This is a genomic window from Streptomyces sp. UC4497, from assembly GCF_054871485.1.
In genome coordinates, this window is the sequence record NZ_JBTYHB010000014.1 from 110,472 (window position 1) to 129,693 (window position 19,222).

Annotated in this window: 15 protein-coding genes; 10 read left to right on the forward strand and 5 right to left on the reverse strand. The window is 71.0% G+C overall.

From position 1 onward, the window contains the following. The first annotated feature begins 138 nt into the window (after positions 1 to 138). The 5 genes from ACYSUO_RS21290 to ACYSUO_RS21310 all read left to right on the forward strand — a co-directional run bounded on the left by ACYSUO_RS21290 (position 139) and on the right by ACYSUO_RS21310 (position 11,121). Positions 139 to 1,425: an MFS transporter gene (locus ACYSUO_RS21290; protein ID WP_461777783.1), complete on the forward strand. Its 1,287-nt coding sequence runs from the start codon at positions 139 to 141 to the stop codon at positions 1,423 to 1,425. Between the two features lie 305 nt (positions 1,426 to 1,730). Beyond that, positions 1,731 to 2,561: a hypothetical protein gene (locus ACYSUO_RS21295; protein WP_461777784.1), complete on the forward strand. Its 831-nt coding sequence runs from the start codon at positions 1,731 to 1,733 to the stop codon at positions 2,559 to 2,561. A 90-nt stretch (positions 2,562 to 2,651) separates the two neighbouring features. Next, on the forward strand, positions 2,652 to 4,727 hold the full coding sequence (locus ACYSUO_RS21300; protein ID WP_461777785.1) for a CHAT domain-containing protein: 2,076 nt from the start codon (positions 2,652 to 2,654) through the stop codon (positions 4,725 to 4,727). Continuing rightward, positions 4,727 to 9,841, forward strand: a complete 5,115-nt coding sequence (locus ACYSUO_RS21305) for a hypothetical protein (protein WP_461777787.1) — start codon at positions 4,727 to 4,729, stop codon at positions 9,839 to 9,841. The genes ACYSUO_RS21300 and ACYSUO_RS21305 overlap by 1 nt, the downstream gene beginning before the upstream one ends. Continuing rightward, positions 9,838 to 11,121 carry a hypothetical protein gene (locus ACYSUO_RS21310; RefSeq protein WP_461777788.1) on the forward strand — a complete coding sequence of 428 codons (1,284 nt, stop codon included), beginning with the start codon at positions 9,838 to 9,840 and terminating at the stop codon, positions 11,119 to 11,121. Before ACYSUO_RS21305 ends, ACYSUO_RS21310 begins: the two co-directional genes overlap by 4 nt. Positions 11,122 to 11,134: 13 nt before the next feature. Here ACYSUO_RS21310 and ACYSUO_RS21315 read toward each other — a convergent pair whose 3' ends face one another. Together ACYSUO_RS21315 and ACYSUO_RS21320 are read right to left on the reverse strand one after the other, a co-directional pair. Beyond that, entirely contained in the window at positions 11,135 to 12,328 is a 1,194-nt protein-coding gene (locus ACYSUO_RS21315) for an MFS transporter (protein ID WP_461777789.1), read from the reverse strand. Between the two features lie 137 nt (positions 12,329 to 12,465). After that, on the reverse strand, positions 12,466 to 13,149 hold the full coding sequence (locus tag ACYSUO_RS21320) for an NADPH-dependent F420 reductase (RefSeq protein WP_461777790.1): 684 nt from the start codon (positions 13,147 to 13,149) through the stop codon (positions 12,466 to 12,468). Between the two features lie 74 nt (positions 13,150 to 13,223). Here ACYSUO_RS21320 and ACYSUO_RS21325 point away from each other — a divergent pair, with 74 nt between their 5' ends. Next, complete coding sequence (locus ACYSUO_RS21325; protein WP_461777791.1) at positions 13,224 to 13,583, forward strand: winged helix-turn-helix transcriptional regulator; 360 nt, start codon at positions 13,224 to 13,226, stop codon at positions 13,581 to 13,583. A 48-nt stretch (positions 13,584 to 13,631) separates the two neighbouring features. Here ACYSUO_RS21325 and ACYSUO_RS21330 read toward each other — a convergent pair whose 3' ends face one another. After that, on the reverse strand, positions 13,632 to 14,027 hold the full coding sequence (locus tag ACYSUO_RS21330; protein WP_461777792.1) for a DUF3662 domain-containing protein: 396 nt from the start codon (positions 14,025 to 14,027) through the stop codon (positions 13,632 to 13,634). Positions 14,028 to 14,268: 241 nt separating this feature from the next. On the opposite strand from ACYSUO_RS21330, the gene ACYSUO_RS21335 reads away from it, so the two are divergent. Both ACYSUO_RS21335 and ACYSUO_RS21340 read left to right on the forward strand, forming a co-directional pair. Beyond that, positions 14,269 to 14,973 (forward strand): GAF domain-containing protein, encoded by a 705-nt coding sequence (locus tag ACYSUO_RS21335; RefSeq protein ID WP_461777793.1) that lies wholly within the window; start codon positions 14,269 to 14,271, stop codon positions 14,971 to 14,973. 215 nt (positions 14,974 to 15,188) lie between these two features. Beyond that, positions 15,189 to 15,644, forward strand: a complete 456-nt coding sequence (locus tag ACYSUO_RS21340) for an STAS domain-containing protein (RefSeq protein WP_461777794.1) — start codon at positions 15,189 to 15,191, stop codon at positions 15,642 to 15,644. 58 nt (positions 15,645 to 15,702) lie between these two features. On the opposite strand, the gene ACYSUO_RS21345 is transcribed toward ACYSUO_RS21340, so the two are convergent. Continuing rightward, a complete protein-coding gene (locus ACYSUO_RS21345) occupies positions 15,703 to 16,386 on the reverse strand; it encodes a hypothetical protein (RefSeq protein ID WP_461777795.1) in 684 nt (227 codons plus the stop codon). A 109-nt stretch (positions 16,387 to 16,495) separates the two neighbouring features. Further along, positions 16,496 to 17,086 carry a TetR/AcrR family transcriptional regulator gene (locus ACYSUO_RS21350; RefSeq protein ID WP_461777796.1) on the reverse strand — a complete coding sequence of 197 codons (591 nt, stop codon included), beginning with the start codon at positions 17,084 to 17,086 and terminating at the stop codon, positions 16,496 to 16,498. Between the two features lie 152 nt (positions 17,087 to 17,238). Here ACYSUO_RS21350 and ACYSUO_RS21355 point away from each other — a divergent pair, with 152 nt between their 5' ends. Beyond that, complete coding sequence (locus ACYSUO_RS21355; RefSeq protein ID WP_461777797.1) at positions 17,239 to 18,228, forward strand: SDR family NAD(P)-dependent oxidoreductase; 990 nt, start codon at positions 17,239 to 17,241, stop codon at positions 18,226 to 18,228. Between the two features lie 91 nt (positions 18,229 to 18,319). After that, positions 18,320 to 19,189 (forward strand): arylamine N-acetyltransferase family protein, encoded by an 870-nt coding sequence (locus ACYSUO_RS21360; RefSeq protein WP_461777798.1) that lies wholly within the window; start codon positions 18,320 to 18,322, stop codon positions 19,187 to 19,189. The last annotated feature ends 33 nt before the right edge of the window (positions 19,190 to 19,222 follow it).

Genomic DNA, 19,222 nt, shown 5'->3' on the forward strand with positions numbered 1-19,222 from the left:
GTGTCTACGTAAGGGGCAAGATGTATTGAACCCTGACCCACCACACGTTCCTTCGACAGAACTACGCTCGTCCTTGTCCCGCCGACCCGGCGGACCCGACGTACCCGACGTACCCGACGGAAAAGAGGACTGAGTTGCATGGCTGAAGGAACGAGCCCGTCCGTCAAGGGAACGAGGCCGTCCGTCATACGGTCGCCCGGCGTCCCGCCCCTGATGACGGTGGTGCTCTGCTGCTTCTCGGGGTTCGCGCTGCTGCTGCCCGTATCCCCTCAGTGGGCGCTGGATGGAGGGGCCGACGAGTTCGGCGCCGGGCTCGTCACCGCCGTCCTGATGACCATGACGGTCGCCTCCCAGCTCTGCGTCAAGGCCACGCTGCGCAAGCTGGGGTGGGCGCGCACGTTCGCCCTCGGCGCCCTGCTGCTCGGTCTGCCCGCGCCTCTGCAGGCCCTCAGCGACGACCTGTGGCCGATCCTGGCGACCACGGCCCTGCGCGGCGCCGGCTTCGGCATCATGACCGTGTGCGGTGCCACCGCCGTGGCGGCCCTGGCCCCGCGCGGACGTCAGGGCGCGGCCATCGGCGTGTACGGCCTGTCGATCGCGCTGCCGCAGGTGGTGCTGACGCCGGCGGCGCCGGCCCTCGTCGCGGCGTTCGCCCTGCCCGCGATCCTGGCGTGCGGCATCCTTCCCGTGCTGGCCCTGCCCTTCACTCCCGCCCTGGGACGCGCCCTCGACGACGCCCACGCCGACACCCCCGCTGCCGACACTCCCGCTCCCGGCCCCTCCGCTCCCCGTACGGCGACGGCGGCCACGCTGCGGCGCATTCTGATGCCGGTGATCCTGCTGCTGCTCGTGACGGTGGCCGGGGGCGCGATCCTGACCTTCACCCCGCAGTTCGCGGGCACACCGGGCGCGGCCGCCGGGGCGCTGGTCACCTTCACGGCGACCGCGGCGGTGACCCGCTGGGGCTGCGGCGTCGCCGCGGACAGGATCAGCACCCGGCCACTCAACTTCGGCCTGCTGCTTGCGGCGTGCGTCGGCCTCGTTCTCGTCGCCTGGTCCGTCCATTCCGATCCTGCCGTCCTCCCAGCCCTGCTGGCCGGGCTCCTGCTGCTGGGGGCTGCGTACGGAGGGCTGCAGAGTGTCACCCTCGTGCAGGCGCTCAACCGCGCGGGCACGGAGCACCGACACACCACCTCCGTCGCCTGGAACATCGGCTTCGACGCGGGCACCGGCCTCGGCTCGCTCCTGCTGGGCCTCGCCGCCCAAGTGGCCACGTTCTCCGTCGGGTTCCTCGTGATGGCGGCGGCGACGGCGATCGCGGCGGCCCTGACACTCCGGCCCGGTGGCCGGTCGACCACTCCCCTGTCGCCCCGCCGCGCGGCGGGCACTCCGGACACGAAGCGCGACTCCCTCTCGGACTGCTAGCCCGGCGTACGCCACGGGGCCTGATCCAAAAGACAGGCCCTGGGGCCGCCCCGGCCGGGCGGGTTCGCCCTACGCTCCCCCGTCCCGGCCCCGTACCGCCGTCTCCGTACGAGCCGCAGCTCCCGGGACTCCAGGGACACCGTCACACCCCTGATGCGAGCCCCTGTTCGGAGGGGGCCTGGCTCCGCGAGCCGGGCTCTGACCACCCCAAAAGCAGGGGCCGTTCGGTCCGGCGCCCGGGACCGGAACCGCTGCTAGCCTCCAAAAAGGGCGCCGCATTCTCACGGGGGCAAGGGGGAGCGGCTATGGCCAAGGGTTCATACGAGGCGTACCGGAAGGCGCTCAGTGACGTCTACCGCGGCTGGTGGTTGGCATGGCCGTTGACGGAGCGCGTGGAGGTCGGCGAGGTGCGCAAGCTGCACCGCACCGGCTCGGTCGCCGCGGGCAGCCTCGCGGACCGGGGCATCGAGGCGAAGCCGCGCCCCGCGGGCGCTCCGGGTGACATCACGTACGACGCAGGGGGCACCGTCGCCGTACATTTCAAGGCCGCGGGGGTCGCGGCGGACGGATTCTCGACGGTGGCGGCGGCCGAGGCCGGCGCGCTGGTGGAGTTCCGGGACGAGCACAGCGCCCTGATCGTCTACACCGGTCTCGAACAGTCGGGCCTCGCGGACCTCGCGGAGCTGGCCGATTCCCTGGTCAGGCGATTGTGGCGGGGTGACTGGGACCCGGATCTGCTGGTCGTCTCCGATGTCATCGCCGCCCGCGCCGGCACCGTGCTCGTCGCCGACCGGGCGGGCGCCAGCGCCGAGCTGCGGCTCGAAGGGGCGGTCGGGCCTGGGCCGTTGCAGCTGGTCGACCTCGCGGGGCGGGGCGCCTTCAGCGCGTCGAGCCGGCTGGGCCTGAACTGGACCGGAACGCATCTCACCCCCTGCTACCGGGTGGTCCGGGTCCGCAGGACCTGGCTGAACCGCGTCAGGGAGGAGTACGGCACACCGCAGCCGGGCCGTGGCCTCGCCGCGGGACCCGTACCTCCGCTGCTGCTGGACGAGGCCCGGGACGCGGCGGGGGCCGTCATCGAACACGTAGAGCAGGCGCGGGACTTGGAGCATCTGGAGTCGGGGGAACGGCTCTAGGCGCGAGCCACCAAGAACACGCGCGCCACCAGGAACACGCACGCCACCAAGAACAAAAGCACACGGCAGGACTCTCGGGGGGCCGGCACCATGACAGACGTAGTTCTTCGCATCGCCGAGGATCGGGTCCAACTGCACACGAGCAGCGGCGAGTTCGAATGGCCACTGGGCGATGAACTGGTTGAAGTCGCGCGCGATCCGGCGGGCTCCAAGGCCATGGAGTTCACCGCCGCGCTCGAAGTCGGGACGACCCGTGACCAGCGGGCGCAGATCGGTCTGCGGCTGCACCTCGCGGTGTTCGACGCGGCTCCGCCCGGCCTGTGGGCGGGGTTGCAGAACGGGGTGTCCGAGCGGGATCCACTGCGCGTCAGGGTCGACATCGACTGCCGGGCGCTGGCCCAGCTGCCCTGGGAGCTGATGCGCGACAGGCGGCAGGCGCTGTGGCGCGACAGGTCCGTGCTGCTGCGCCGGGGACGCGTCGTCACCACCGCGGACAGCCCGCAGGGGAACACCAAGGGACCGCTGCGGGTCCTGCTCGTGGTGTGCAATCCGCGCGACCGCCGGCTCCTCGCGGACCAGGAGCTGGCGATGATCGGCGCGGCCCTCACGCAGTTGCCCGGCCGACTGCACACCGAGGTGATCGACGGCCCCAGCCTGCGCGAGCTCATCGCCGAGGTCGACCATGTGCGCCCGCACGTACTGCACTTCATCGGGCACGGCATGCGTGCGGTCGCCGGCGACATGGGCGGACTCCACTTCAACGCCGCACAGCCCGCGGGCGACACCCCGGACGTGGAGCCGGACGGGCCGGAGGAGACCTGGACGCTCGGTCCTGAGCAGATGGATCACCTCTACGGTTCCTGGACGCCGCGGCTCGTGGTCCTCAACGCCTGCCGGCGGGCACACGCGCCCGCCGCCGAGTTCGCGGACCTGATCGACACATGTCTGGAGCGGGGTTCCTCGGCGGTGGTGGCCATGCAGGCCGACATCGACTCGCCGGCCGCCGCCGAGTTCTCCCATGCGCTGTACGAGGGCCTCGCGTCCGCCCGGTCGATCGACGCGGTCATCACCTCGGTCCGCAACCATCTGCACATCGACGAGCCGGACGGCCCCTCGTGGGCGCTCCCGGTCCTCCAGTGCGGCGTGAAGGACCCGTCCGACGTCGTGCGGGTCGAGTTCGGGCATGTGGAGCCCGAACTGACGCGGCTGAACCGGAGTTGGCCGTTCGCCGAGCTCGCGATGTTCCTGGGGCGGGCCACCGAGCGCCGTACCGGTTGGTGGGAGCGGCCCGACGACGCCGACACGGAGCCGCCGGACCGGCTGCTCGCCATCACCTCCGCGCAGCACAAGTCCGGCAAGACGTGGCTGGCCAAGTGGTGCCTGCTCACCTGCATGCTGCGCGGCGAGGACATCACGTACATCGATCTCGCCGACTACACGGGCCGGGCCGACGGCGGCGAACCGGTGACACTGGACTGGCTGGCCGTGCTGCGGGCGCTGCGCGAGGCCTGCATGGACAAGCGGCAGCCCGATTCCATGAACTCCACGGACTTCGCCCGGTTCAACCAGGTGCTCAACCTCGCCGCGCAGGGCGGCCGGCAGTGGGCCGAGCGAATGCCGTCCTCCGAGCTGGACCTCGGCCACTCCTTCTCGGTGGATGCCGACCGGCATGCCGAGCGGCGCAGGGCCGAGATCTTCGATGCCTTCCTGACCACCCTGCGCAACCGGGCCCTGGCCCGACGCCGTCCCCATCTGCTGGCCATCGACAGTGCCCAGCGGATCAGCGAGTCCGACTTCCGCAGCGCGCTCCTGCCGCTGCTGCTCGGCCCCGTGCAGGAGATCGGCGGCGATTTCCCGCTGCGCATTCTGGCCGTGGCACCACAGAGCTGGGCGGGATTCAGGCATCTGCAGGAGTTCATGCCGGGCGCGCCCGTGGTCCTGACCGACTTCCAGCTGCACGACTACAAACGCCTGGCACGGGAGTTCTGGGAGCGCAAGCTGCGCGAGAACAGTCTCCTGCGACGGCTGAGCTTCGAGGACTTCGAGGCGCTCCTCGACCGTATGAAGGGCAATCAGCAGTCGTTCCATGTCGGGGTGTACCAGCGGGTCCTGGACACGTGGCTCGACATGGGTGGCATGGGCGGCGGCATGAGGGAGGCGGGCTGATGTCCGAACCCGAGGACCGTCTCGCGGCCGCGTTCAGCGAACTCGCCGACCGGCTCGGCCAGGGCGAGGCCCTGGACGACATCCGGCGCGCCCTGCTGCCCCCGGAGTGGACGGACACGCTCAAGGTCGCGGCCGTCGCGCGGCTCTTCGACGAGGAGACGTACGCGGTCGTCCGGGATTTCGTGGGTGGCACCCCGCCCGGTCTCACCACGCTGCTGGAGCGCGGCGCCGTGGAGGAGGTCCCCGGCCACCGGATGAGCTACCAGGTCCCGGACGCGGACCGTCCCGCCTATCTGATCCCCTGGCTGGAGGAGACCAAAAGCCCTCCGTACCCCAAGCAACTCATCGAAATCGAATGGCTGTTGAGCGAGCACTGGCGTGCGCGAGGCAGGAAGACCGAGCAGCTGCGGCATCTGATGCTCGCCGATCCGGAAGCCGCCGCCGCACTCTTCGACGAGCTGTTCCTCGCAAGTGACACCAAGCGGGATTTCACCCGCTGCCAGGACCTCGTCGACGTACTGGCGGATCCGGACCGGGCGGGGATCGCCCCGCGCCCGCTCCTCAAGCTGGCCGATGACCGCGCAGGCTATCTGCGGGCGCGCACGTACTGGGCCGCCGACTACGCACGCTGCGCCCAGTTCCTCGAACCGGACGGCCTGTGGGAGCGGGCCAGGCGGCTGTTGTCAGCGCAGGGCCCGCGTGTCTGGCAGATGCACGGCACGGGCGGCACCGGCAAGACCATGCAGCTGCGCTGGCTGGTATCCCGGAAGGCGGTCACCGCCGAAGTGGACATCAACTGCGCCCGGATCGACTTCGACGTCGTCGATCCGCTGAACGCGGCGCACTGGCCCTGGCTGCTGCTCCTGGAAGCGGCCGAGCAGCTCGAACAGCGGCTGCCGCAGCGGGTGTTCACCGGACTCGACAAGTACGCCGCCTACCGCTCGCTGCTGCGCCGCCCCACCTCGCGCTCCGCCGCCGAGGCGGCCCGCGGCATCCGTTCGCAGGACGAGAGCCGTATCGGGCGCGAGGTCCTCGACGCCTTCACCTCCCGGTTCAACCAGAGCTTCGGAACGGAGCGGCCCGCGCTCCTCGTGGTGGACACACTGGAAGAGGTCGTGCTCCGCAGCGCCTCCCACACGGACGGCCTGCTGCGTCTCCTGGGCGAGACCGTGCGGGCCTGCCCGGGGCTGCGGCTGATCCTCTCCGGCCGCCCCGATCTGAGCATCCGGCACGGCCAGGCACTCGCCTCGCTGGGCGACTACGAGAACGTACAGGTGCGGCAGTTCACCCCCGACGAGGCGGACCGCTATCTGCGCGAGGTACGCGATGTCCAGCACTCGGAACTGCGGGAGATCATCGTGCGCCGCAGCTCCGGCATGCCGTTCCATCTCGCGCTCTTCGCGGATGTCACCGACCAGAATCCCGAGGTCACCGCGGAGGAGCTGGGCAGCCTGCGCGATCCGCTCGTCCGCTACCTCGTCAAGCGGGTGCTGCGGCGGATCGAGGACCCGGTCGTGCTGTGGCTGGTGCGGTACGGAGTGATCCCGCGACGGTTGCGCCGCGAGCACGTGCACGACATCCTGCGGCCCCATCTGGAGAAGCGGATGACCTCCGGGACCGCGCAGGCGGCGGACGATCCGCTGACCGACGCGCATCAACTGCACGACGAGGGAACGGTCTTCCCGCCCGTCCCGCCGCCGGACCGGGAGCGCCTCGACGACGCCTGGGAGAAGCTGCTGCAGTACGCGGGCGGCTCCTCCTGGATCAGCGAGGTCCCGGGCGACGAGGAGTCCGTGGTCTTCCACAGCGTGGTGCTCGGCCCGATGCGCGACCTCATCTCCGACAAGAACGTCTTCACCGAGCTGCACCGGGACTTCGCCCAGCGCTTCGAGCAGCGGGCCGCCGACGCCGGAGAGACCGATCCGGAGAACTGGGCCTGGTATCTGCGCGAGTCCCTCTACCACCGCTTCCAGATGCGCGATCCGCGGGCGCCCCGGCGCTGGCGCAGTGCGATGGAACGCGCCTGGGCGGGCGGGAACACCGACCAACTGCGCGGTCTCGCCGAGGAGATACTCGGGGACGAGTACGTGGACCGCGACGTGCCGCGCCAGGTGCGCGGCGGCACGATCATCTCCTTCTCCCTGATGGCGGAGGCCCATCTGAACATCGCCTACGCCCAGTTCCGCGAGGCCATGGCGGAGGGCACGCCCTCGGAGGCGCACGACCACGTGTGGGCCGAGATCGAGCTGCACCTGAAGCGCGCCGACGAGCTGTTCGCGCAGGGCGGCATCAGCGCGGAGGACCGGCCGCACGCGGTGCGCGAGGACGTCGTACGGGCCGCGATGCTGGGCCTCGGCGGGAACGCGGGAGACGCGGTGCACCTGCTCGACCAGTACGTGCTGACCCGCGCGGAGCTTCCCTCGCTGGAACGGCTGTGGGCGCTGAGCATCCGCGCCGCGCAACTGCGCCTGCTGCGCTCCGAGGACACGGCGGCGGCGTACCACCAAGTCGTCGTCTTCGCGCGGGAGATAGGCCAGCGGGGCGTCGCGGCGACCGCCGCTTCGGAGGAGGCGGCGCAGCGCCGGCTGATGGGTGACGTGGGCCGGGCCATCGAGCTGTACGCGCAGGCCGCCGAACTCCTCGAGGAGGCCGGGCAGCCCACGTTCCAGGCCATCGCCCAGCGGGCCGGGCTGCTGCTGCGCTGCCGCCGCGCGGAGCTGGCCCTCGGCGTGCTCGAAGCGGCGCGTGTCACCACGCCGGCCGAGCAGGCGGACAAGGCGCGCCTACAGGCCAAGGCGCAACTGCTGCTCGGCCGGGAGGAACCGGCGCTCCACGCGATCCACCGCGCCGACATCGCGGCGGGACAGCTGCAGGGCGCCGAGCGCTACCGGCATCTCGCGCAGAACGCCCAACTGCGCGGCGTGGCCCTCGGCGAGCTCCAGGAACTCTCGGACGCCAACGACTGGTTCACGAGCGCGGCGGGGCTGTGGTCCGAACTCGGCTATCTGACGGGCGAACCCGAGTGCCACTACCTGTTCGCCCGCTTCCTTTTGCGCGACTGCATGGACTTCACGTCCGCCCACCGTCTCCTTGAACCCAAGGAATCCCCGGGCCAGGAGCCGGAGTTCGCGCTCCGACTGCATCTCCTCGCCCGCGAGTGGGCGAGGCGCACCCACGGAGTGACGTCCGTCGAGGGCATGCCCGTGCCGTACGGGGAGCTGCCCGCGCTCGTCCGTCCCCTGCAAGTGCTGTGCCGGATCGCGGATCTGACGGAGGACCAGGAACCTGGGGAACATTTACGGCAACTGGCGACAGCGCTGAGCGAGGTGCGGCCCGCCCAGGCCCGGCTCGCCACGTTGCGCGACCTCGTCGACAACGCGGCCCTCGAAAACCGGGTGCCCTGGCCGCTGTTGCGCCCCTTCTACGAGATGACGGACGACGGCGACAATCCCGACCAGGCACTGGCCAGGCTCCTCATCGCGCAGGTCGGCGGCGACGATCCCGCGCGGCTGAAGCGGGCTGTGGTGAGTCTCGTCGAGGGGGCGGGCGGGAACCGGCTCATCGTCTGGCGCTGCGCGCGCATCGCCGCGCGGCTCGGACACCGAAAGCTGGCCGTGCGACTGCTGCGCCGGGTGCCGTGGGAGCAGCCACGCCCCGTGCCGAGCGACGCGCCGCGCATCCCGCACGCCCGGCTCGCACTCGCCGCGCTGGTGCTGCTCGCCGGGATCGAACCGGACCGCACCGCGGCGGTGCAGACCTTCAACCGGGCCGTCGCGCTGGCCTCGCACACCGGCATCATCCAGCACAGTCTGCCGATGACGCTGACGGAGTGCGCGCGGCGCGTACAGGTGGACGGCGTGCCGGAGCGGATCGAGGACCTCCTGCTCAGCCTGAGCTGGCCCGTGATGCGCGATACGGACCGCCAGGACGACCTGCGCCTCTTCCAGGACTGGCCGGGCGAGCGGACGCTGGCGCTGCGCCGCCGCCCGGACATCGACCCGGTGGACGACGAGGCCTCTCCGCACCCGGCGAAGCTGGCGGCCTGGCACGCCGACGAGTGGCTGCTGCGCGCCGCCCTGAGCAGGCCCACGCTGCGCCGGCTGCGGTTCGCCCGGCTCGAGTCGGACGACCCGACGGCGCACGCCCTGCCCTGGGAGATGACGCTGCAGCACGCGCTGGACGCGGCGGACGACGACGAGCAGCCGGTGATGTACCGCACGCTGCCCTCTGCGGCCCGGCACATCGACGTGCGCTGGCTGCAGTTGCGCATGAACCGGCAACTCGGCGTGCGCCTCGACGTGGACGGGCTCGTGGGACCGGAGACCCGCAAGGCACTGCACCGCATCCAGCCAGGGGGCCCGACGGCGGGTTGGCCGCTCGTCAGCCCGCAGACCAGGCGGGCACTGCAACGGGACGAGACACGCGAGCCGGGCCCCCGCAAGGTCCTGGTGTTCAGCACGAAGCAGGAGGAACGGGTGGTGCCGCTGTCGTACTGGCAGCGCCGCCTCCATCTCCAGCAGCGCCGCTTCCCGGTCAAGCTGGTCGTGGTGGACTCGGTACCCGATCTCGCCGACCGTCTGACGTCTCCTCCGGACGGCACGGACGTCCTGCACATCGCCGCTCCGCTGCGGCAGCGAGACGGCATGCCGTATCTCGAGTTCTCGCCTCCCGGCCATGCCCGTCGGCTGGAGAGCAAGGCGCTCGGCTCGGACGTCTTCCCGAGTCAACTGTCGCGCTGGCTGGCCGGGTTCGAGCCGGGCCGCACGCCGCTGGTCGTGCTCGATCCGCCGTGCCCCGGTTCCGAGGTGGACCTCCACGTCCAACTGGCGTTGCGCAACCTGTTCGCGGCGCAGCTGTTCCGGCTCGGTGACTGCCCGGCGGTCGTGTGCACGGGCCTGTTCCCCGACGGGGGTCTGGAGCATGTGATCGCCTTCTACCAGGCGCTGTCCGAGGAGTCGTCGGTGGCGCACGCTGTACGCGGCATGCGCACGGCGATCGGCGCCGGGGAGGAGGACCGGGGCACCACGTTCGAGACCAACGCGGACGCACTCCGGGCGACGGCGTTGTTCGCGGCGTCCTCCGCGCTGCTGCGCTGTCCGATGGGCCAGTCGTGACACCGCCGGCGGAACTGGATTCGCTGCTCGATGGGTTGGGCTATGAACTGACCGCATGGCGCAGGCTCGCGTTCGACGAGAAGGCCCCGCTGAAGAAGACCCCCCTGGAGAAGCACCGCAGCCAACTCCGTTCCGTGGAAGCGATGTTGAAAGAGGGCATCGCGGCGGCGCGCGCCGAGTTGGCCACCGGTTCCGACGCGGCGGGCCTGCCCGTGCTGATCCTGGACCTGCATCACGTCTGGGACTACTTCCGCTCGAAGTTCGCCCTGCGCAGGCTGGACGAGTACCGCGGCTACCTTGACGCCGCGGACGAACTCGCCTGGGCTTGCTACGAGGGCCCACTGAACGCGGCACTCGTGACCGGGGACGCGCGACCCAAGGAACCACCACTCGTGTCGTTCAGCCGGGATCCGGCGCCGCGCGCGCACCGGCGCGGGGGCCAGTACCGCGACCTGTTGCCGCGTGGCGGGATGCACACGCGCGCGGGCGTCCAGCTGGTGCGCAGCCTGCCGTTTCCGGTGATCGACGTGCCCTGGTACTACGGCTCGCATGTGCCCGCCGTGCTCACCGTCGCGCATGAGGTCGGCCATCACATCGAGGACGACTTCGGCCTGACGGAGACGCTCGCCACGCGCCTCGCGGGGACTTCGCTGCCCGAGGCGTGGATCGGTGAGGTGTTCGCGGACGTATGCGCGAGCCTGGCGTGCGGGGTGGCGTACCCCGCGGTCCTCGCGGACGTCGTCGGCACGCTGATGGAACCCGAACCGGCAGGTGAGGGACCGGAGTTGTCGTCACATCCTCCCCTCGACACCCGCCTCCGGATCTGCTGCGCCGTCCTGGACCTGGCCGGTCACGCGCGCCCGAAGACATGGCCCGCGCCGATCGCCGAGGCCTTGGCGGACGGCCCCGATGCCTCCTCTACGAAGGTGGCGGCGACCCTCCTCGACGACGGCTACCCGCAATTCGCCTGCCGCCGCCTCCCGGACCTGCTGCCCTCGGCGCCGGTCACCCAGATGCATGCCGACCGTCTCCTGGCGGGAATGCCGTCCGGGCTGTCCCTCGTGCCCGGTGTGTTCGCGGCGGCGGCGCTGGCGTTCCTGACCTGCCCGGCCGAGTACAAGGCCCGCCGCGTCGGCACCCGAGCGGTTTCCGAAGCACTTGCACTACGGCCCGAGGGACCACGCGCCAAGAAGCCCACGGCCGCAGCGGCGACCGGAGACCAGCTGCTGCGGGCATTGCGCGCGGCCGATACGGAACAGCCGCCAGGCACGGACCAATAGGGGCGCACGGAACTCAAGCCACCGCCGCCGCACGCCGATCCCTGACGATGGACCGGCTCATGGCCACCACGCCCACGACGGGCCCCACCACGAGCACCAGCAGCGCGACCCGCCACGACGTGTGCTCGACCAGCACGGGGACGCCCCACAGTGTGACCGCGGTGGTCGAGTAGCCGAGCGCGAGCTGCAAGGACAGGGCCCCGCCCACGTAGTCGGGGTCGGCCCGTTCGGTGACCAGCGCCGAGAACTGGGCGGAGTCGGCCACCACCCAGAACCCCCAGAAGACACACACCGCGATGACGAGGCCCGACGGCATCGCGTCGACACCAACAGCGAGCAGCAGCGCGGCCCCACCGGAACAGACCAGGCAGATCCGCGCGGCGGGGGCACGCCCCCACCGGTCGCCGAGCACTCCGCCCACAAGGCACCCGAACGCACCAACTCCAATACATACAAAGGCGATGGTGGAGGCAAGCGCGTCCGTCCTCCCCGACTCCTCGACCACCGGCACACTCGCCAGCAGCGACGCCACCGTGCCCCACATCGCGTACAGCTCCCACATGTGCCCCACGTACCCGAGGTCGGCGAGCACGACATCGCGGTTGCGCAGCGACCGCAGGGCGCCCCCGACGGTGACCCGGCGCCGCGGGAACGGGTAAGGGCCGGGCGACCGCAGGGAGAGGGCGAGCACGCCCCCGCACGCGCCCATCAGCGATGTCACCGCGATGACCAGATGCCAGTCCACGCCTCCCGCGGCGTTCACGGCGTGGGGCAGCGCCGAGCCGACGGTGAGCGCCCCGATCATGACGCCCAGCGCCTTGCCCCGCCCGGCGCGGAACCACGTCGCGGTCTCCTTGAGCGCGGGCGGATACACCGTCGCCAGAAAGAACCCGGTGAGCAGCCGCAGCACGACGGCCGACCACAGCCCGTCGGCGAGCAACACCCCGAGATTGGCCACCGCGGCACCCAGCGCACCACCACACATCAGAAAGCGATTCGCCACCCGGTCGGCCAGCCCGGACATCGCCGACGACACCGCCCCCACGACGAACCCGAGTTGTACGGCGACGGTCAACAACGCCCCGGACCCCGGACTCAGCCCCCACTCCTCCCTCAACTGCGGCAACACGAAGGACGCGGAGAACCACACACTCATCGACAACAACGTGCTCACCGCGACGACGGCCAGCGCGACACCGGGCCCCATCCGGGACCTCTCCGCGCGACCATGCCCAAAGCGACTCACGCCTTCACCAACTCCCTTGCCGACATGCGGTTGGTGACATGGTGCTGGTGGACGGTGCAGTTCGACAGGGGCGGGCCCAATTGCAGTTCCATGGCGAGCTACAGGAGTCCTGCCTCGCGTCGCTCTTCCTCGCGGATCGCTCCGGCCGCGTATTCCATCGGCGGTGCGATGGCTTGCGCATCCGCGCCTTCGCCGACCCACAGGGCGATGAACAGCGCGGCGGTGGCTTCCAACAACCCGGCACGATCGAGCCCGCCACCCACCACAGGGGCACAACCCACGTCCCGAACCAACTCACGTACACGCCCGAGTGCCGTCTCGTCGTCCCCGCAGATCGGCACCGCCAGCGGCCGCCCGTCGAAAACAGGCGGTCGCATGCGCCACACGCCCTCATGACAGAGGTTGAAGGCCTTGATCACGTGTGCTCCCGGAGCCGCCATGGCCAGTTGCTGCGCAGCTGACAGCCTTCCGTCCGTCAACAGCCTGAACCCAGGTCCCACCGGGTTGGAGCAGTCGAGCAGCACCTTGCCCTCCAATGCCACCCGCAGATCCCGCACCACCTCTGTTCCGACCCCGAAGGGCAGGGCGACCAGCACCACGTCCTGGTCGGCCTCGGCCGCCTCACGCAGACCCGCAGCCTTCGCGCCGCCTCCGATGCGTGTCGCGAGCCGCTCCGCCTTGCCCACGTCCCGTCCCGCGATGGTCACCGCGTGACCGGCCCGCACCCAATGGGTGGCGAGCGCCTCGGCCATGCCTGCCGTTCCCAGTACGCCGATTCTCATCATCGGCTCCCTTCTCGCGCCTACTTGGACCGTGCACATCGACGCTAGAAGGTGGCTCGGGCACCATTTGGTACATGACGACCGACGCCTTCCTCGCCGACTGCCGCGCCCGTCTGGCCTTCGACCTCTTCTCCAACACCTGGAACGCCGTGGCCCTTTGGGCGCTCCGCGACGGCGCCGCACGCCCGGTCGAACTGCGGGAGCGGATCGGGGGCATCAGCCCCAAGGTGCTCAACGAGACCCTGCGACGGCTTCAGTTCAATGGGCTGGTCGACCGCCGGACATGCCCGAACGGATCGGGGGTGAAGTATCAGCTCACTCCCCTGGGCCGGACCTTGTTGGGGCCCATCGATGCCGTGGGCGCGTGGGCCTTCGAGTACGGCGACGAGGTCATGGCTGCACAGGAGCGCGAGGAAGAAGGCGAGAAGACCTAGATACGGAAGCGAAGTCCCTCGACCATGCGGTTCGGTGCGGCGGGCCGCTCACTCGCCCCGGCGTCGCGCTGGGATCGGTGCGATGCGGCTGTGGACGCGGAAGCGGCCGAGGGTGCTGCTCGTCGACGGCTCCAGGTGGACGGCGACGGGTCCTGCGAAGGTGTATCCCGATTCCGCGGCGTGGCGGCGCACCTGGACGGCAAGGTGGCGGCCCACATCGCCGCTGTGGGCGGCGAGTTGGAGGTGGACCGGTGGGGGAAGTTCGACGACGAAGGCGTTGGGGACAAGGACGCGCTGCCGTCCCAGGATCAGCGCCCGGTCGTCGCAGTGCCGGCGGAGTATCGACACCACCTCGCCCCGCTTGCGCCGGGGCGGGAGCAGCCGGGCCCACATCGTGTTCGTCCAGCGCTCCATCGTCCGTTCCACGTCTTCGACCAGTCTCATCTGGTTCGGCTGCCCCTTGCCGGGAGCAGGACACTCGTCCGATGGGGTGGCCGATCACCGTCACCCGCACACAAGTACGGGTCCGCCCGGCCGGTATGGGCGCGTGGACAGATCGGATGCGTGAGAGCGGTGTGCGGGTGGTAGACGGTCCCCCACCGCTTCGTCACGGCGAGCAAGGCCCGCCGGATCGGAGGTAGCTCACCGGAGGGGCCGAGGCCCGTCCGGAAGGGATGTGATGTGCATGTTGGAAGAAGGCCCGTCGGTCGTCCATGAAGTGTCGCTCGCGGCGGCCGTGGGGCGGCGCGCCCTGCCGATACGGCTGTGCACGGCGTTCGCCCGGTCACTGGGCGCGCAGCACGCGACGATGTCCCTGTTCCCCTGCCTCGAACGGTGGCAGTTGCTGTACGCGAGCGACGAGAGTGCCCTGCGGGCCGAGGCCACCCAGTTCGCGCACGCCGACGGGCCTTCGGTCAGCGCCGCGTTGGGGGCGCGGACCGTCTTCGTACCCGAGGTGCACGGCGACGACAGTCGGTCGCACGCGCCGGACTGGTCCGACGATCTGCCCGGGGTGCGACACGTCCTGGCGCTGGCGCTGCACCGTGAGTTCCGGCCGGTCGGAGTGATCTGCCTCTACTTCACCCGGCCCACCCAGCTGCCCGAGGCGCACATCACCGAGGCCGAACGGGCCGCGGAGGTCGCGCGCGAGGAACTGCTGCGCTGGCGACCCGCGCACGCCGACCCCGCGGGCCCCCACCCGGTCTGGACCACGGACACCCGCGCGGCCCGCTGGGAGCGGATCCACCGGGCCGCCGGTTTCGTGGCCGCGCGCGAGGACTGCCCCGTCGATGACGCGCTTGCGTGGCTGCAGACGGCCAGCACACGCCGGAGGCAGTCCCTGCTCGACACCTGCGACCTGGTCCTGCAACCCGCCGGGGCGCGTCCGTGAACTCGACCGGAAGGCACTCCCCCGATTGAGAGCGCGGCGTCCACGGCCACTCCCGACCACCTCCCGTTACCCATCTGCAACTTGACGCTGCGTCACACATGTGACGCAGGTCTACGGAAACACTGCGCTGATTGATGTACTGCTGCGCGTACGCGGGAAGGTCTTGGGAAACCGAAGAAAGCAGCGTCGTATCCGTACGACTCGCAGGAGGCACGATGTCCACGCAGGCCGGTCGCCTGTCCGTCACCGAGCTGGCGCGGTGCGAGCACTGTGCCGTGCTGCGCGTGAGCGGGGAACTCGACCAGAACTGCGAGCAGTTCTTCCTCAGGGCGATCGGAACCCGTGTCCTCTCCGGGCACCGGCACCTCGTGCTGGACGTCACGGCGCTCACGTTCTGCGACTCGCGCGGACTCAACTGCCTGCTCGCCGCCCGCTGGTTGCTGCAGCGCCGCGAGGGCCTGCTTCTGCTGGCCGGCCCCGGACGCCGGCTGTCCGATCTGCTCGTCCAGACCGCCAGCAACGAACTGCTGCCGTCCCACTCCACCGTGAGCGGGGCCCTGGAGGCGCTGCCCCGGCACCACCGCCCCGTCTGGCCTCCGCCCGCCCATCACGGCGAGGACCCCGCATCACCACGGGCGGTCTGCGCGGCGGACGGTGACGGGGGTCAATAGCCGTTCACCGGCGGACAGTTGACCGCATGGCCCGCCGGGTGACCTCGACGGGCAGGCGTCAGGCCGCAGCGGGCACGTCGCAGGGGCAGGGGACGTACGCCAGGCCCAGCTCTCCGTCCACGGCGCGGCTGGTGCGGGTGGAGGCGTCGGCGACCTTCTCCCAGGAGCCGTACTTGGCGTGGAGCTGGTCGGCGGTGGGGCCGAGAGGGTTCCCGTACTTCACCATGTTGCGCGCCTCGAGGACCCGGACCTCCTCCGGTGTCATCCCGGCGCGGGTGACCTCCTTGGCTTCGTTGCGCATGTCGACCAGGCGGCGGGCGATCTCCTCGGAGCTGCGCCCCTCGGCACGCATCGTGCACCGTACGTGGTCCATGTCGCCGATGAGTTCGAGGTACCGCATCCGGATGTCGCGCTGTTCCACCCGCTCGTCGGGCGTGGAGCGGCGGATCTCGCACACCACGGGCTCCGGGCTCGTACACGCACCGACGGCGGGCGGCTCCTGGGACAGCGGGGCCACGACGGCCGGGCCGCCGCAGGAGGAGTCGACACAGTGGGCGACCGACGCGGCCGACGCGACCGGCACGGCCGACGCGGCTGACGCGGCCGACGCGGCTGACGCGGCCGATGCCGCCGACGCGGTGGGTACGGCGACGAGGCCGGCAGACAGGGCGGTCGTCAGCGCGGTGGCGGCGACCAGAGCGGCACGCTGCACGAGCCGGGTAGAGGTGAGGCGCAGAATCATGCCGCCAGTCTTCGGTGCGGGTGCCACCCAAAGCGGGCGGCGCGCCTGAGGGTCACACCGGCGGGCGAGCGAAGGCGCTCCCCAAGCCCCCAATTCCCAATGGGCCGATTCAGCGCGGCTGCTGAAGCCCACTCAGGAGCAGGCCGATCAGCCGGCGCGGATCGTAATCGGTGTCGCTCTCGTGGCCGATGCAGAGATTGCCGATGCCCCGCAGGAGCTCGTAGGGCCGCACGCCGGACCGGATCTCGTCGACCTCGACGGCGGCGTCCAGCAGCCGCTCGGCGACGGGCATCAGACGATCGATGAAGTACGAGTGCAGCGCGGCGAAACCGCTGTTGTCCGGCTCCAGCGTGTTGGCCAGGCCGTGCTTGGTGACCAGGAAGTCCACGAACAGGTCGACCCACGCGCACAGCGCCTCGAACGGGGACCCGGCCTCGGCCAGCAGCCGCGGGCCCGCCTCCGCGCACTCCTCGACCTGATGCCGGAAGACGGCGACCACGAGTTCCGCGCGGGTCGGGAAGTGCCGGTAGATCGTGCCCATACCGACGCCCGCCTCGGCCGCGATCTGCCGCACCGGTGCGTCGACTCCGGAGGTCACGAACACCCGGGCGGCCGCGGCGAGCAGCTTCTCCTGATTGCGCGCCGCGTCGGCCCGCTTGCCGCGGCCGGCTCCTCCGACCTGGCCTTCCGTGGTTGCCACGCTTTCCTCCCGAGGGCTGATCGTCACAGGGAACCCTACTGCCCTTGCAAAAACGGAACAGCGCTCCGTAAGCTAAACGGAGCAACGTTCCGGAAAGTGGGCGGCGACCACATCACGGTCGACACACACCTCACCGCGAGAGGACATGCCTCATGACCACCAAGCAACGACCCATCGGCTTCGGATTCACGCCCGCGTCGACGGCGGACGACGTCCTCGCCGACGTCGACCTGACCGGCACGTACGCCGTCGTCACCGGCGGCCACGCCGGCATCGGACGGGAGGTCACCCGCGCGCTCGCCGCCAGGGGCGCCTCCGTCACCGTCGCCGCCCGCGACCCGCAACGTGCGGCGGACGCGCTGGCCTCGGCCGGCATCGAAAACGTGGACACCGGGCGCCTGGACCTGGCCGACCCGGCCTCCGTCACCGCCTTCGCCGACCGGTGGAACGCCACGGGCCGACCCCTGCACATCCTCGTCAACTGCGCGGGAGTGGCCGCCCCCGCGACCCGCGAGGTCGAAGGGCGCGGCTACGAGCTGCAGTTCGCCGTCAACCACCTCGGCCACTTCCAGCTCACCCTCGACCTGCTGCCCGCCCTGCGCGCCGCCCACGGGGCCCGCGTCGTCAACGTGAGCTCCGGTGCCCACCGCATGTCCGGCATCCGCTGGGACGACGTCAACTTCGAGGCGGGCGACTACAGTTCGGGCCTCGCGTACGCGCAGTCGAAGTGCGCCAACGTCCTGTTCGCCGTCGAACTCGACCACCGCCACGCCGCCGACGGCATCCGCGCCTACTCCGCCCACCCCGGCGTCGTCGTCGGCACCGCGCTGAACAGTGCGGCGGGCGAGGAGGCACTGCGCGCCGAGGGCCTGATCGACGAGGAGGGGCGACCTGTCATCGACCCCGCCCTCGGGAAGAAGACCGCGGCGCAGGGCGCGGCGACGATCGTGTTCGGCGCCGCGCACCCGGCGCTCGCGAACATGGGTGGTGTCTATCTCAAGGACAGCGACATCGCGCCGCTGGACGACGAGGAACGGCCGTTGACGGCCGACAGCGTCCCGTCCGACGCCATGTCCCACTCCCTCGACCCCGAATCCGCGCGGCGGCTGTGGGAGCTGAGCGAGCGGATGCTGAAGGCGTGAACCGGCCGGTCGCGGTCGGGGCGCGCCCGGCCGGGCCCGATCGGGTGAGCCGCCCGGAATAGCCGCCGAGCCCGCCGAGGTTGACCCCCACATGTGGAGCAGCGAGCAACTCGACCTGGACGCCTATCTCACCCGACTCGGGTACGAGGGCGACCGTGCGCCCACCCTCGAGACACTGGGGGCCCTGCAGCGCGCACATGTGCTGACCTTGCGGTGGGACACGTACGACTCGTTCCTGTACCGCGAAGTGCGGATCGATGTGCCGTCGGTCCAGGAGAAGCTGGTGCGCAGGGGCCGGGGCGGCTACTGCTACGAACACACCGTGCTGTTCGCCGCCGCGCTGGAGGCGCTCGGGTTCCGGTTCACCGCCGTCTCCGCGCGCGTGCAGCTCGGCGCGGACTCCCACACGCCCCGCCCGCTGACCCACGCGATGCTGATCGTCGACGTGGACGGCGGGCGGCGGCTGGTCGACATCGGCTTCGGCGCCAGTCCGTTGGAGCCCATCGAGCTGGTCGACGGCGCTCGCAGCGAGGGCGGTCCGTGGCCGTACCTGCTGCGCCGCCAGGTCATCACCCACGGCTCGGAGGGCTGGGCGGTGCACCAGCGGGGCGACGGTCCGGAAGGTCCCGAGGGCTGGACGGTGCGGCAGGTCTTCACCGAGACCCCGCAATACCCCGTCGACTACGCGGTCGGGAACCACTTCGTGTCCACGCACGAGCGCTCCCCCTTCGTCACCCGCCCGTACATCCAGCGCCTGCGCACGGACCGGTACGACACACTCGACGCGCTGGCCTGGACGACCCACCGACCCGGGCAGGAGCCTGTGACGGAGACCGTGCCACCGCGCGAGGTGCCCAAGCTGCTCGACGACGTCTTCGGCATCGGCATGGATCCCGAGGAGGCCGCTCTCCTGGTGACCCGGCTGACGGAGCTCGATGCCGCCCGGAACCCGGCCACGTAGTCCCGCCCCACACGAGAGTTCGGAGCCCGTTCC

Excerpts from the sequence above, each read along its gene's own strand:
- ACYSUO_RS21320 (WP_461777790.1), bottom strand. The coding sequence starts at position 13,149 with ATGAGAATCGGCGTACTGGGAACGGCAGGCATGGCCGAGGCGCTCGCC.
- ACYSUO_RS21360 (WP_461777798.1), top strand. The coding sequence starts at position 18,320 with ATGTGGAGCAGCGAGCAACTCGACCTGGACGCCTATCTCACCCGACTC.
- ACYSUO_RS21335 (WP_461777793.1), top strand. The coding sequence starts at position 14,269 with ATGTTGGAAGAAGGCCCGTCGGTCGTCCATGAAGTGTCGCTCGCGGCG.
- ACYSUO_RS21345 (WP_461777795.1), bottom strand. The coding sequence starts at position 16,386 with ATGATTCTGCGCCTCACCTCTACCCGGCTCGTGCAGCGTGCCGCTCTG.
- ACYSUO_RS21330 (WP_461777792.1), bottom strand. The coding sequence starts at position 14,027 with ATGAGACTGGTCGAAGACGTGGAACGGACGATGGAGCGCTGGACGAAC.
- ACYSUO_RS21340 (WP_461777794.1), top strand. The coding sequence starts at position 15,189 with ATGTCCACGCAGGCCGGTCGCCTGTCCGTCACCGAGCTGGCGCGGTGC.
- ACYSUO_RS21355 (WP_461777797.1), top strand. The coding sequence starts at position 17,239 with ATGACCACCAAGCAACGACCCATCGGCTTCGGATTCACGCCCGCGTCG.
- ACYSUO_RS21300 (WP_461777785.1), top strand. The coding sequence starts at position 2,652 with ATGACAGACGTAGTTCTTCGCATCGCCGAGGATCGGGTCCAACTGCAC.
- ACYSUO_RS21290 (WP_461777783.1), top strand. The coding sequence starts at position 139 with ATGGCTGAAGGAACGAGCCCGTCCGTCAAGGGAACGAGGCCGTCCGTC.
- ACYSUO_RS21315 (WP_461777789.1), bottom strand. The coding sequence starts at position 12,328 with ATGGGGCCCGGTGTCGCGCTGGCCGTCGTCGCGGTGAGCACGTTGTTG.
- ACYSUO_RS21305 (WP_461777787.1), top strand. The coding sequence starts at position 4,727 with ATGTCCGAACCCGAGGACCGTCTCGCGGCCGCGTTCAGCGAACTCGCC.
- ACYSUO_RS21295 (WP_461777784.1), top strand. The coding sequence starts at position 1,731 with ATGGCCAAGGGTTCATACGAGGCGTACCGGAAGGCGCTCAGTGACGTC.
- ACYSUO_RS21325 (WP_461777791.1), top strand. The coding sequence starts at position 13,224 with ATGACGACCGACGCCTTCCTCGCCGACTGCCGCGCCCGTCTGGCCTTC.